12 protein-coding genes are annotated in these 13048 nt (G+C 66.3%); 8 read left to right on the forward strand and 4 right to left on the reverse strand.

Going from position 1 to position 13048, the window contains the following annotated elements; translation table 11 throughout:
• From tssH to ACTJJX_RS19620, 5 genes are all read left to right on the forward strand, one after another.
• Positions 1-2550: a type VI secretion system ATPase TssH gene (gene tssH / locus ACTJJX_RS19600; protein WP_016852873.1), complete on the forward strand. Its 2550-nt coding sequence runs from the start codon at positions 1-3 to the stop codon at positions 2548-2550.
• A gap of 21 nt (positions 2551-2571) precedes the next feature.
• Positions 2572-3144 carry a hypothetical protein gene (locus ACTJJX_RS19605; protein ID WP_003122693.1) on the forward strand — a complete coding sequence of 191 codons (573 nt, stop codon included), beginning with the start codon at positions 2572-2574 and terminating at the stop codon, positions 3142-3144.
• 159 nt (positions 3145-3303) lie between these two features.
• On the forward strand, positions 3304-3492 hold the full coding sequence (locus ACTJJX_RS19610; RefSeq protein ID WP_003104930.1) for a hypothetical protein: 189 nt from the start codon (positions 3304-3306) through the stop codon (positions 3490-3492).
• Positions 3492-5498 (forward strand): type VI secretion system Vgr family protein, encoded by a 2007-nt coding sequence (gene tssI / locus ACTJJX_RS19615; protein WP_003114515.1) that lies wholly within the window; start codon positions 3492-3494, stop codon positions 5496-5498. Before ACTJJX_RS19610 ends, tssI begins: the two co-directional genes overlap by 1 nt.
• Before the next feature lie 10 nt (positions 5499-5508).
• Positions 5509-6045 (forward strand): toxin-antitoxin system YwqK family antitoxin, encoded by a 537-nt coding sequence (locus ACTJJX_RS19620; RefSeq protein WP_003104933.1) that lies wholly within the window; start codon positions 5509-5511, stop codon positions 6043-6045.
• A gap of 22 nt (positions 6046-6067) precedes the next feature.
• On the opposite strand, the gene ACTJJX_RS19625 is transcribed toward ACTJJX_RS19620, so the two are convergent.
• Positions 6068-6463 (reverse strand): DUF4280 domain-containing protein, encoded by a 396-nt coding sequence (locus ACTJJX_RS19625; RefSeq protein WP_003089513.1) that lies wholly within the window; start codon positions 6461-6463, stop codon positions 6068-6070.
• 276 nt (positions 6464-6739) lie between these two features.
• On the opposite strand from ACTJJX_RS19625, the gene ACTJJX_RS19630 reads away from it, so the two are divergent.
• Positions 6740-7381, forward strand: coding sequence for a LuxR C-terminal-related transcriptional regulator (locus tag ACTJJX_RS19630; RefSeq protein ID WP_003110901.1), 642 nt, complete (start codon positions 6740-6742; stop codon positions 7379-7381).
• Between the two features lie 200 nt (positions 7382-7581).
• The gene (locus ACTJJX_RS19635; RefSeq protein ID WP_023082412.1) at positions 7582-8787 is read left to right on the forward strand and encodes an ABC transporter substrate-binding protein; all 1206 of its coding nucleotides are present in this window, start codon (positions 7582-7584) and stop codon (positions 8785-8787) included.
• A 416-nt stretch (positions 8788-9203) separates the two neighbouring features.
• Here ACTJJX_RS19635 and ACTJJX_RS19640 read toward each other — a convergent pair whose 3' ends face one another.
• From ACTJJX_RS19640 to ACTJJX_RS19650, 3 genes are all read right to left on the reverse strand, one after another.
• Positions 9204-11519 carry a xanthine dehydrogenase family protein molybdopterin-binding subunit gene (locus ACTJJX_RS19640; protein ID WP_003114512.1) on the reverse strand — a complete coding sequence of 772 codons (2316 nt, stop codon included), beginning with the start codon at positions 11517-11519 and terminating at the stop codon, positions 9204-9206.
• Positions 11516-11986, reverse strand: coding sequence for a (2Fe-2S)-binding protein (locus ACTJJX_RS19645; protein ID WP_003089521.1), 471 nt, complete (start codon positions 11984-11986; stop codon positions 11516-11518). The genes ACTJJX_RS19640 and ACTJJX_RS19645 overlap by 4 nt, the downstream gene beginning before the upstream one ends.
• Before the next feature lie 264 nt (positions 11987-12250).
• Positions 12251-12487, reverse strand: coding sequence for a hypothetical protein (locus tag ACTJJX_RS19650; protein ID WP_003104944.1), 237 nt, complete (start codon positions 12485-12487; stop codon positions 12251-12253).
• Between the two features lie 294 nt (positions 12488-12781).
• Here ACTJJX_RS19650 and ACTJJX_RS19655 point away from each other — a divergent pair, with 294 nt between their 5' ends.
• Positions 12782-13024, forward strand: a complete 243-nt coding sequence (locus ACTJJX_RS19655; RefSeq protein WP_003089526.1) for a DUF1654 domain-containing protein — start codon at positions 12782-12784, stop codon at positions 13022-13024.
• Positions 13025-13048 lie beyond the last annotated feature (24 nt).

Genomic DNA, 13048 nt, shown 5'->3' on the forward strand with positions numbered 1-13048 from the left:
ATGGAACTCGCCGCCCTGATCGGCCGCCTCAACCCGGACTGTCGCCGCGCCCTGGAGCGCGCCGCGCAACGCTGCCTGCAACGCACCCATCATTACGTAGAGATCGAGCACCTGCTGCTGGAGCTGCTGGACATCGACGGCGGCGACTTCGCCTGCCTGCTGCCGCGCTTCGGCCTGGAGCGCGACGCCCTGGTCGCCGAGATCAACCTGTCGCTGGAGCTGTTCAAGGCCGGCAATACCCGCACTCCGGCGTTGTCCGCGCACACCATCGGCCTGCTCGAGGACGCCGTGGTCCACGCCAGCGTGCTCGGCCAGGCGCAGATCCGTTCCGGCCTGCTGCTGCTCGCCCTGCTCGACCGCGAGGAGCGCCGCGCCCTGCTGCTGAACAGCGCGTCGTCGCTACTGCGGATTCCCCACGAGGCCTTGCAGGCCAACCTGCTGGAGTGGATCCAGACCTCCCGCGAACAGCCGGCCGCGCCGAACCGCCCGGCGGCAGGCGGCGACAAGCCGGAAAGCGCCCCGGACCCGCTGCTCGACCAGTACACCCAGGACCTCACCGCCGAGGCCCGCGCCGGGCGCATCGACCCCATAGTCGGGCGCGACGGGGAGATCCGCCAGTGCGTCGACATCCTCCTGCGCCGGCGGCAGAACAACCCGATCCTGGTCGGCGCGCCGGGCGTCGGCAAGACCGCGGTGGTCGAGGGCCTGGCCCTGCGCATCGCCGCCGGCGAGGTGCCGCCGTCGTTGCAGGAGGTGATCCTGCGGGTGCTCGATCTCGGCCTGTTGCAGGCCGGCGCCAGCATGAAGGGCGAGTTCGAGCAGCGCCTCAAGGGGGTGATCGACGCCGTGCGCAACAGCACGCAGCCGATCATCCTGTTCATCGACGAGGCGCACACGCTGATCGGCGCCGGCGGCGCGGAAGGCGGCAGCGACGCCGCCAACCTGCTCAAGCCGGCCCTGGCGCGCGGCGAGTTGCGCACCCTGGCGGCCACCACCTGGCTGGAATACAAGAAATACTTCGAGAAGGACCCGGCGCTGACCCGGCGCTTCCAGCTGGTCCAGGTCGAGGAGCCGGACGAGGCCACCGCCGTGGAGATGCTGCGCGGCGTCGCCGGCAAGCTGGAACTGCATCACGGCGTGCAGATCATGGACGCGGCCATCGTCGATGCGGTGAAGCTGTCGCACCGCTACATCTCCGGCCGCCAGTTGCCGGACAAGGCGATCAGCGTGCTCGACACCGCCTGCGCGCGGGTCGCCCTCGGCCAGCACGACGTGCCGCCGCCGCTGGAAAGCCTGCGCCATCGCGAGCAGGCGCTGGAAGAGGAATTGCAGCGGCTGCGCCGGGAACAGGCCACCGGCCTCGACCACAGCGCGCGTATCACCGCCCTGGAAAGCGAGTCGGGCGATAACCGCCGGACCATCCGCGAGCTGGAGACCCGCTGGGACGAGGAACGCGAAGCGGTGCGCGAACTGCTCGACATCCGCCGCGAACTGCTGGCCCTCAGCGAAAGCGCCGACGCGGCCAAGCCCGACGAGGAACTGGACGGTCGCATCGACCACCTGGCCGCCGAACTGGCGCGCCTGGCGGCCGGCCTCGAAGCCATCCGCCAGGACGACCCGCTGGTTCCCGAGCAGGTGGACTCGCGTACCGTGGCCGCGGTGATCGCCGGCTGGACCGGCATCCCGGTGGGCAAGATGCTCGCCGACGAAGCCCACGCCATCCGTTCCCTGGCGCAACGAATGGGCCAGCGGGTGATGGGCCAGGAGGCCGCCCTGGGCGCCATCGCCCAGCGCATCCAGGCCTATCGCGCCGGACTCAGCGACCCGGCCAAGCCGGTCGGCGTATTCCTCCTGCCCGGCCCCACCGGCGTGGGCAAGACCGAGACCGCCTACGCCCTGGCCGACGCCCTCTACGGCGGCGAACGCAACCTGATCAGCATCAACCTCTCCGAGTACCAGGAGGCCCACACCGTCAGCCAGCTCAAGGGCGCCCCGCCCGGCTACGTCGGCTACGGCAGCGGCGGCGTGCTCACCGAAGCGGTGCGCCGCAAGCCCTATTCGGTGGTGCTGCTGGACGAGATCGAGAAAGCCCATCCGGACGTGCTGGAAGCCTTCTACAACGTGTTCGACAAGGGCGTGATGGAAGACGGCACCGGCCTGGTGGTGGACTTCAGGAACACCGTGATCCTCGCCACCAGCAACGTCGGCGCCGAACTGCTGCTGGACAGCCCGGCCGAACAGGTCGCCACCCCGGCCTTCGACGAGCGCCTGCGCAAAGTCCTGCTGCAAACCTTCCGCCCGGCGTTCCTCGCGCGCATGACCGTGGTGCCTTACCGGCCGCTGGAGGAAGCCACCCTGGAAGGCATCGTCGTGGCCAAGCTGGAAAAACTGCGGGAACGCTACAAGGCCGCTACCGGCAAACAGTTCGACTTCGACCCGGCCATCGTCAAGGCCGTGCTCGCCAAGTGCAGCGCGGCGGGCGCGCGGGATATCGAGAACGTGCTGATGGCGCAGGTGACGGGGAAGTTGGCGGAGTGGGTGTTGGAGTAGGACCCTATTTGAGGAGTCTATATGAACTATTTATTCGTGCCATTCACAAGCGAAGAAAGCAATAACGAACTACTATCCATGGGTACGCTTTGGGCATCCCAAGTGGCAAAGGATCCTCGCGGCAGAGAACCACCGAAGCTATTATTTTACAACACTAAGCACATGAAGCCATTAAATATCATAAACAATGACGATACGCTGTACGTGATTGCTCATGGTTACGAAGGCATCTCAGACTACATATTCAGCCTGAGCACCCCTCCTGCGAACGGGCTCATACCGGCGTTAACGGCAGGGGAACTGTCAGTAAGACTGAAAGTAGCAGGATTAAATGCAAACCATAGAAGAGTCAAGCTCTACGTATGTAACTCAGGGGGTGAGTTTTCGGAATTTGCTACTTCATTCAAAAGCAAAATGCGAGACAGCATGGGCTACCCCAATATAGATGTATATTACTATAATTCATCGGTGTCGGTACCGAAAGAATTTGCCGACGGCAATTACCATAAAGACGGGGTACTCTTTGATGCGCAAGGCAATGTAGTGCTAACGCCAAGATTTCGAGCTTCGGAAGCAAGACAGAGAGTACCTTAAGAATAATTTAGCGCCATCTCAAATAAAAAGGAAACGAGTAATGGGATATCTATTTTTTGACACTTCATAACCACAAAATAAGCCTCCTCCATCCCCCTTTATGAACTCTGACCAAGTCATCATTATGGCGCTGAAATTCTGGTCTGGAACGTACAGCACATGGACAACCAATCCACATCCACTCATTCGATGGCCTTTTGGGAAAAGCTGGAGTTCCTCGACAATACTTGGCCAACCGATGAGGAGCGATCATTTTCCGGTGATCTATACGTGGATGGAAAAATCGGGATGAAGGTCGTCTTGAGGTTATTCATCATTCCTTCGGGCTGGCATGACAAGGCACACTAATGCCCCGTCCCACCGACACCAATACCACCCTCTCCCTCAGCGCCTCCACCCTGGGTGATCTTTACCCCCAGACGCTTTCCGGGGGCGAGGCGTTGAACGAGCTGGGCAGCCTGACGCTCGGCGGCTACAGCGCCACCGCGCTGACGTTGAGCAATGCGGTGGCCACCCATCTCACCGCCACCCTGCACAACGACGCCGACCAGCGTCCGCTCGACGGTCTGGTCGCGGAGATCCGCCAACTCCCCGGCGATGCCAGCGCCGAGCGCTACCAGGTGCTGTTGCGCCCCTGGCTCTGGTGGCTGACGCTGGCCAGCAACAACCGGGTGTTCCAGAACCTGGCCACCAGCGACATCGTCACCCAGGTCTTCGACCAGCACGGCTTCAGCGACTACCAGTTGCAGCTCAGCGGCAGCTACCAGCCCCGCGAATACTGCGTGCAGTACGGCGAGAGCGATCTCGCCTTCGTTTCGCGGCTGCTGGAGGAAGACGGCATCTTCTGGTTCTTCACCCATGCCGCCGGCAAGCACACCCTGGTGCTGGCCGACAGCAACGACGCCTTCCCGCCGATTCCCAACGGCCCGCAAGTGGCCTACCTGGGCCAAGGAATCGGCGTGCGCGAGTTGCAGGGCGTGCGTTCGGCGCAGTACAGCCTCCAGGCGGTATCCGGGACCTACAGCGCCACCGACTACGAGTTCACCACCCCGGGCACCTCGCTGTACTCCCAGGCCGAGGCGGTTTCCGGCGCCGCCGGCGTCTACCAGCACCCCGGCGGCTACACCGCCAAGGCCCAGGGCGACAGCCTGACCAAGCAACGCATCGACGGCCTGCGCAGCCAGGAGACGCGCCTGATCGGCGAGAGCGACTGCCGCTGGCTGGTGCCCGGCCACTGGTTCACCCTCAGCGGGCATGACGACGATTCGCTGAATATCGACTGGGTGCTGACCTCGGTCACCCATGACGCCAGTCACGCGCACTACCGCAACCGCTTCGAGGCGATCCCCAAGGCCACCGCCTACCGCCCCGCGCGGGTCACGCCCAAGCCGCGCATGCACACCCAGACCGCCCTGGTGGTGGGCAAGGCCGGCGAGGAGATCTGGACCGACCAGTACGGCCGGATCAAGATCCAGTTCCCCTGGGACCGCGACGGCAAGAACGACGAGACCTCCTCCTGCTGGGTGCGCGTGGTGCTGCCCTGGAGCGGCAAGGGCTTCGGCATGCAGTTCGTGCCGCGCATCGGCCAGGAAGTGATCGTCACCTTCATCGACGGCGACCCGGACCGCCCGCTGGTCACCGGCTGCGTCTACAACGGCGACAACGCCCTGCCCTACGCGCTGCCGGACAACCAGACGCAGTCCGGGATCAAGACCAACTCGTCGAAGGGCGGCGGCGGTTTCAACGAGCTGCGCTTCGAGGACAAGAAGGACGCCGAGGAAGTCTTCCTCCAGGCGCAGAAGGACCTCAACGTCAACGTGCTCAACGACAGCACCGCCAGCATCGGCCACGACGAGACCCTGACGGTGCAGAACGCCCGCACCCGCACGGTGAAGGAAGGCGACGAGACCGTCACCCTGGAGAAAGGCAAGCGCACGGTGACCATCCAGACCGGCAGCGACAGCCTGGATGTGAAGGACACGCGCACGGTGACGGTGGGCGCCGACCAGACCCACAGCACCGGCGGCAACTACAGCCACAAGGTCAGCGGCAACTTCGAGCTGACGGTGGACGGCAACCTGACCATCAAGGTCAGCGGCACCCTCGCCCTGCAGAGCGGCGGCAGCCTGACCCTGAAGAGCGACGCCGACCTCGCCGCCCAGGCTGGCACCTCGCTGACCAGCAAGGCCGGGACGTCGCTGACCAACCAGGCCGGCACCTCCCTCACCAACAAGGCCGGCACCAGCCTGACCAACGATGCCGGCGTCAGCCTGACCAACAAGGCCGGCGCCGAACAGACGGTGGACGGCGGCGGCATGCTGACCATCAAGGGCGGCCTGGTAAAGGTCAACTGAGGAGAAGCGCATGGCGGCATCCGGCAAGCTCGACCTGGTTCGTGGCGACAGCCATCTCGCCGGCAACCTGCTCGACGGCAGCCTGGAAGGCCCGTTGCGCATCGACGAGCACGACAGGCCGCAGGCCAGCCTCGGCTACCGGCAGGGCCAGTTGCACGGCGCCAGCACCCTGTTCCATCCCAACGGCAAGGTCTCCGCGCAACTCGCCTTCGTCGACGGCAAGCTGCACGGGCCGGCGAGTTTCCATGCCGCGGAAGGCTGGTTGCAGCGCAAGGCGCACTACCGCAACGGGCTGCTCCACGGCGAAGCGTTCAACTATTTCGCCAACGGCCAGGTGGCCGAGCGCGAGCATTACCGCGACGGCGTACGCGACGGGGTCTACCAACGCTTCCATGGCAATGGCCAACTGGCCTTCGACGGACGCTACCTGAACGGCCAGCTACTGGACGGCGCCCAGCCGTTCGCCGATGACGGCCGGCCACTGGACAGCGAGGGCAGGCCCATGGCGCGCTGGCGCTGGTGGTGGACCAGGCTGGCGGAGCCCTAGGCGCGCATCGGCCAGGCGGCGCTCAGGGAATCAGCATCTGCACCTGTCCCGGCACGCTGATCTTGATCACCCCGCCCCAGGTGCAGATCAGCGTGCCATTGGCGTCCAGCGCGGGCATCCCGCCCAGCAGCAGGGTCGGCGGGCCGCCGGGGATCCACGGGCTGGCGGTGGCGGGAATGCACGGCATCGGCGTCAGTACGCCGAGGGCGGCGGCGGTGGCGGCGGCCACCACGGGGTTGGCCGGACTCTGGCAGAGACCGAAGGTGGGAATGTTCAGCAGCGGGATGTGGTCCATGATGTTCGCCGCCGGCATCCCGCTGGTCAGGGTGCGGTTCTGCGGCAACACGTTGAGCACCGTCGGCGCCGCCCCGAAGCTGCATTGCAGGGTGGCGCCGGCGCAGACCTGCGGGCAGCCCATGCCGTCCTCCCGAGCGCGATGGCGTTGTAGCAGGATAGACCAGCCCATCGCGCTCGCCGTGGGGCTGGCTTGCTGTTTTTCTGACGAATGCCCGACATGCGTGTCGCCAGCGGCGCTAGAATTCCGCTGTGATGCGGGGCGGAGCCCCGCGACAGGGATCGACGAAAAAGGATTTTCGGCGGATCGAACGGTGCCCGCAGCGCCCTCGCCGGCCGGCCCGCGGCCGGTCGATGCAGGGGTTGCCGTACCCTGGCCGCCCCCAAGGACGGGACGACAATGCCTAGCACAAGAAGCCTCCCCGCACGGGTCATCGTCGCCGATGACTATCCCCTGTTCCGCGATGGCCTGAGACGGGTCGTCCGCCGCTACCTCCCGCAAGCCGCCGTAAGCGAAGCGGGCAGCTTCGACGAGGTGCTGCGCCTGGCCTCGAGCGTCTCGCCGGAACCTCCCGCCCTCTTCGTCCTCGACCTGCTGCTTCCCGGCTTCGCCGCCTCCCAGTCCATCGAGCGCTTGCGTCGCGCCTATCGGCACAGCGCAATCGTCATCGTCTCGATGCTCGACGACCCGCGTCTGGTGGACGAGGTGCTGGCCGCCGGCGCCGACGGCTACCTCGGCAAATCCCTGGAGGCCGGGGAGATCGGCACGGCGTTGCAGACGCTCGGCAGCGGCGAACCGGTGGTGCGCCTGCGCGGCGGGTCGAGCGCCGGCAGTCGGCAACGCGCCCTCCTGGACGCCCTGACCCCACGGCAGCAAGCGGTACTGCGGCTGATCGCCGATGGCCTGTCGAACAAGGAAATCGGCCGCGCGCTGTCGATCTCGCCGTTCACCGTGCGCGTGCACGTTTCCTCGCTGCTGCGCGCCCTGGAAGTGAACACGCGGACGGCCGCCGCGGCGCTGGCGGTGAAGGCCGGCTTCTAGGCAGGTTCCACGCGGCCGTACCCGGAGTTCCCGCGCAAGCATCCGGGAATGCCGAAACGAGAAGTCTGCCGCGATTTTCCGCGAAGTCTCCTCGCGGCGCTGAAGCCCGGCGCAGCGGACCAGTCCCATCCATGAGGGGCGCGCCTGCGCGCCGGCCTCACCGGGAGCGGCGACGCTCGTTTTCAGCAGAGGAACGGCACATGATCGACAGGGTGAAGCCGCTGATGGCGGCATGGGTTCTGGTCTTCGCATCTTCTTCGTTCGCCGGCGAAACGGCGGGAAAATTGCCACGAAAGCCAGCTCTAGGGCCGGAAACCGCGGGGGCGACCCTGGTCATTCCCGGCGAGACCGACAGGCTCGCCTCGCTCTACGCCCGCGCACGGGGCGAAGGCGGCAAGGTGGTGCTCTGGGCCGGCGGCGACGCGCCGAACCAGATGGACTGGTTGAAGACGGCCTTCGAGAGCCGCTTTCCCGGCGTGACCCTGGACGTCACGGTGGACCTCTCCAAGTTCCACGACCTGCGCATCGACCAGGAACTCGCCGCCGGCACCCTGACGCCGGACGTGGCGATGCTGCAAACCACCTTCGATTTCGACAGATGGAAGGCCCGCGACGTGCTGCTGCGCTACAAGCCGATCGGCTTCGCCCGGCAGAAGAAAGGCTACGCCGATCCCGACGGCGCCTATGTCACGGCCTACAACAACGCCTTCGTGCCGACCTACGCTTCCGTCCGGCTGCCAGCGGAGCGCTATCCGACGCGCTTCGCCGATTACCTGAAGCCGGCCTTCAAGGGCAAGCTGGTGCTGACCTATCCCCATGACGACGATGCGGTGCTGTACGTCTACGACAAGCTGGAACGGCGCTACGGCAGCGGTTTCCTGCGCGCCCTGGCGGCGCAGAAGCCGAACTTCCTGCGCGGCACGGCGGCGCCGGCGGCCTCGGTGGGCACCGACTCCATCGGTTCGCTGGGCAACCTGACCGGCTATGCGACCGACAGCGATACGCCGGCCGGCTACTTCATCCCGACCGACGAGCCGTTCATCGTCTGGAACCAGCGCGCGGCGATCTTCAAGGCCGCCCGTCATCCGGCCACGGCCAAGCTGCTGCTGTCCTACCTGGGCTCGGCCGAGTTCCAGTCCAGCTACGGCGGCTGGCGCGCCCGCGCCGACGTCGGCGAAGCGCCTGGGCTGCCGCCACTGGAGTCGCTGAAGAACGTCGACGTGCACGATTTCACCCGCTGGATGGCCGATCGCCAACGGGTGGCCAGCCTGCGCAGGCACATGGCGCAAATCTTCGGCCCGGTACGCGGCGAGTCGCCGTTGCGCGACCCGGCGCTGATGAGCCTGCTGGGGCTGACGGCGAACGACATCGTCGCCCTGCCCGAACCGGACCTGCCGATCTACTGAACCGCCATGACGGCCTCGCGCACGGACGACGCGGGGTCGTCGATCCTGGAGAATTGCCTATCAGGTTTCGACGGCAAGCAGGCGGCCTGGAGCGGCTGGGAAGACTCCCACTTCTTATAAAATACTTTTAATAAACGATTTATCCTATTGATCAATAAGATAAATAAAATACTAGAATTCACTTTAAGTTGAGACGACAAGGCGGCGCATAACGCTACCCGTTGTCCGCCCTGGCGTCCGCTTGCCGCCTTCGCTGCGCAGGGTGAACGAGGCCACCCGCGTTATCCGCCGACAGGCCTCTGCCAGGGAAGGACGACGGCACGGAAAACTCTTCTTCGACAACGACTTCCGCGTAGAACCTGATCCATCGCCTGCGCTCGCGCGAACTCACGCAGGCGACGACCAGGACGAAGGACCTAGGCCTTCCGCCACCCCTGCAACTGATTGCGGATCGGCAACTCGCGGATGCGCTTGCCGGTGGCGGCGAAGATCGCGTTGCACAGCGCCGGCGCTATCGGCGGCACGCCGGGCTCGCCGACCCCGCCCAACGGCAGGTCGCCATCCGGCTTGAGCAGATGCACCGACACCGCCTTGGGCGCCAGCGGCATGCGCGCCAGCTCGTACTGGTGGAAATTGTCCTGCTGGACCTTGCCATCCTTGAAGCTGATCTCGCCCAGCGCCGCCAGGCCCAGGCCCATCACGCAGGCGCCTTCGAGCTGCGAGCGGATGCGCTCGGGGTTGATCTGCGGACCGCAGTCGGCGGCGATGGTGGCCTTGTGCACCAGCAGCGCGCCGTCGTCCTTCACCTCCACCTCGATCACCACCGCCACGTAGGTGACGAAGCTGTAGTGCGCGGCGATTCCCCGCGCCCTGCCCCTGGGCAGCTCGCCGCCCCAGCCGGACTGGCGCGCCGCCTCCTCGATCACCCCGCGCAGGCGACCGACATCGAGCGGGTAGCGCTCCGGCGACTCGCCGTAGTTCCAGCTGTCGCCGAGTTCGGCGGTGTCGATCCGCCGCGCCGGGCCGAGCAGCTTGAGCAGGTAGTCCTTCGGGTCCTGGCCGGCCTTCGCCGCCAGTTCGCCGACGAAGCTCTGGATGGCGAAGGCGTGGGGGATGTTGGAGACCGAGCGGAACCAGCCGACCCGGGTGTGCGCCGGGGCCTCGGGGTTCTCCAGGCGCACGTTGGGGATGGCGAACGGCAGGTTGGTCAGGCCCATGCCCAGTTCGAAGGCGCCCTGGTGCTTGCTGTCCGGGCCGAACAGTGCGGTGATGCTCGGCGCCACCGAGCGATGCAGCCAAGCCTGCGGCAGCCCGTCGGCGCCGAGCACGGCCTGCAGGCGCTCCACCGAGACCGTGTGGAAATAGGAGAAATGCAGATCGTCCTCGCGGGTCCACTGCACGCGCAGGTGGCGACCGGGGAACGCCTTGGCCAGGATCGCCGCTTCCAGCACGAAGTCGGGCTTGGACTTGCGGCCGAAACCGCCGCCGAGCAGGGTCACGTTGACCGTGACCTTGTCGAACGGCAGCTTCAGGCGCTCGGCGATGCGCTCGCGGGTCACTTGCGGCGCCTGGGTCGGGGCCCAGACCTCGCAGGCGCCGTCCTTGTACCAGGCGGTGGAGACCGGCGGTTCCATCGGCGCCTGGGCCAGGTGCGGCAGGTAGTACTCGGCCTCGACGATATCCCCGCCCTTGGCGAACAGCGCCGCGGCATCGCCGCTGTCGCGCACCACCTTGCCCGGCTTGCGCGCGGCCTCTTCCAGTTGCTTGCGGTAGGCCACCGAGTCGTAGCCGCCGTTGACCCCGGCGTCCCACTCGACCACCAGCGCCTCGCGCCCCTTGATCGCCGCCCAGGTGTTCTGCGCCACCACGGCGACCCCGCCCAGCGGCTGGAACTCGGACGGGATCGGCCGGCCCTCGATCTCGATCACCTTGACCACCCCCGGCACCTTCAGCGCCGCGGCGGCGTCGTAGCGCTTGAGCTTGCCGCCGTAGACCGGCGGCCGGGCGACCACGGCGTAGAGCATGTCGTCGAAGCGCGCGTCGAAGCCGAAGCCGGCGCGGCCATTGACGATATCGGCGCCGTCGATGGCGCGCGCCACGTCCTTGCCGATGTAGCGGAACTGCTCGGGCTTCTTCAGCAGCAGCTTGTCGCGCGCCGGCACTTCGAGACCCGCGGCGGCCTCGGCCAGTTCGCCGAAGGACAGCGAACGGCCGCTGGGCGCATGCAGCACCTTGTTCTGTTCGGCGCGGCACTCGCCCAGCGGGACCTTCCACTGGTTGGCCGCGGCCTGTTCGAGCATCTGTCGCGCCGCCGCACCGCAGCGGCGCATGGGTTCGAACCAATGGCGCATGCTGCGCGAGCCATCGGTGTCCTGGTTGCCGTAGCGCGCTTCGTCGCCGGGCGCCTGGATCACCTTGACCCGGCTCCAGTCGGCCTCCAGCTCGTCGGCCACCACCATCGCCAGGCTGGTGCGCACGCCCTGGCCCATTTCCGAGCGGTTGCAGACGATGCCGACCGTGCCGTCCCGGTCGATGCTCACGTAGATCTTCGGGTTGTCCACCCAGCCGTGGGGCATGGCGTCGGCGCCGAAGGCCTTCTTCTCGGCGGCCAGGGCGTCGCGCCAGCCCCAGTTGGCAGCCACCAACAGCACGCCGGTGGCGCCGACGCCCTTGAGGAAACCGCGGCGGCTGAGATTGCCGATGACCAGATCGTCGGGGTACGAGCGCTTCATGCCTTGGCCTCCTGCAACTTGGCGGAGGCGTTGTGGATCGCCGTCTTGATCCGGTTGTAGGTGCCGCAGCGGCAGATGTTGCCGGCCATGGCCGCCTCGATCTGCTCGTCGCTGGGCGCGGGGTTGCTCTTCAGCAACGCCGTGGCCGACATGATCTGCCCGCCCTGGCAGTAGCCGCACTGCGCCACGCCGATGTCCAGCCAGGCCTGCTGGACGACTTCGCCGACCTTGTCGGTGTGCAGGTGGTCGATGGTGGTGACCTTCCTGCCCTGCGCCAGGCTCACCGGCGTGATGCAGGAACGGGTGGCCTGGCCGTCGATATGGATGGTGCAGGAGCCGCACAGGCCCATGCCGCAGCCGAACTTGGTCCCGGTATAGCCGACGACGTCGCGGATAGCCCAGAGCAAGGGCATATCCTCGGTGACATCGAGCTGATGATCCTTGCCATTGAGGTTCAGGGTAATCATCGGTGCACGCCTTTTCTGGTTTCTGGTTATGGAGTCGCACGGCGACTGCGCCGCCCCCATGGGCGCGGCGAGTCTCTCATCGGACTGAAGGGAGATTATTGGCGAGAGGACTGCGGCGCATAACCTGGCAGAACTGAACGTATCGTTGAATGGAATTCAACGATACCCAAGCCGGGCGGGAATCGCCCGAGCGAGGCAGCCTTCCCGGTGGCCCGCTCCTCGCCGCTCGCCGGAAAGCGAGCGGCTCGGCCAGGGGAAACGGCGTTAGCCGCGCCGCACGCGCAGGCGCTCGGCGTGGTAGATCAACGGCCCATGCTGGTCCTCGGCACCGCTGGGGTCGTCCAGCAGCACGCCGGTGATGCGGCCCTGGCGGAACAGCAGGCGGATCGCCAGCAGGTTGGCCCTGGGGTCGCCCTTGAGATCATGGAGGGAACGCGGGGTGTCGGCATCCAGCTGACAAAACACCGATTCGAGCAAAACATCGGAAGGTTCTAACGCCATGCAGTCGTATCCGTCGAGAAGTACCGGTCACCTTGCCTTGCACTGGGTGCCGGTCAAAGCCCATCCCTGGAAAAACGCCTTTCCGCGCATTGAAACAATGCGCAACGATTTTCCTCGCGACGCAGTGTCGCCTACCGCCAGAGCCGTTGCCAAGAGCCGTACATCCCTGCGGCGTGCCCCTGCGACAACGTTGCAATACTTTCTTCACACGAGTTCCGCTACAAAGGTATCTCGCCGGAACCGAGGGTTCCTTTGTCCACCCACCCATAACCGAGAAAGCAAGCGGAGGCACCCATGAACCACACTGCATCGATCCCCGCCCTGCCCACGGCCTATGACCTGCTGAACACCCGCATCCAGCGCATCATCCACGCCCCGGCCGCGCAACAGGCCTGCCAGGCCTGCATTTCCCGATTGCCCGGCGAAGACGAGGGCGACTGGGCCCACCTGCTGGAAAGCTTCGACCGTTCCAACCAGTGGCTGCTCGACCCGCAGCGCGACGGCAGCATCGTCCTGCGCTGGAGTTCCGCCGCCTGATCCTGTTTGCCGCGCGGCCGTCGA

It is taken from the genome of Pseudomonas sp. 22490 (genome assembly GCF_052044465.1).
In the GTDB taxonomy this organism is placed as follows: Bacteria; Pseudomonadota; Gammaproteobacteria; order Pseudomonadales; family Pseudomonadaceae; genus Pseudomonas; species Pseudomonas aeruginosa.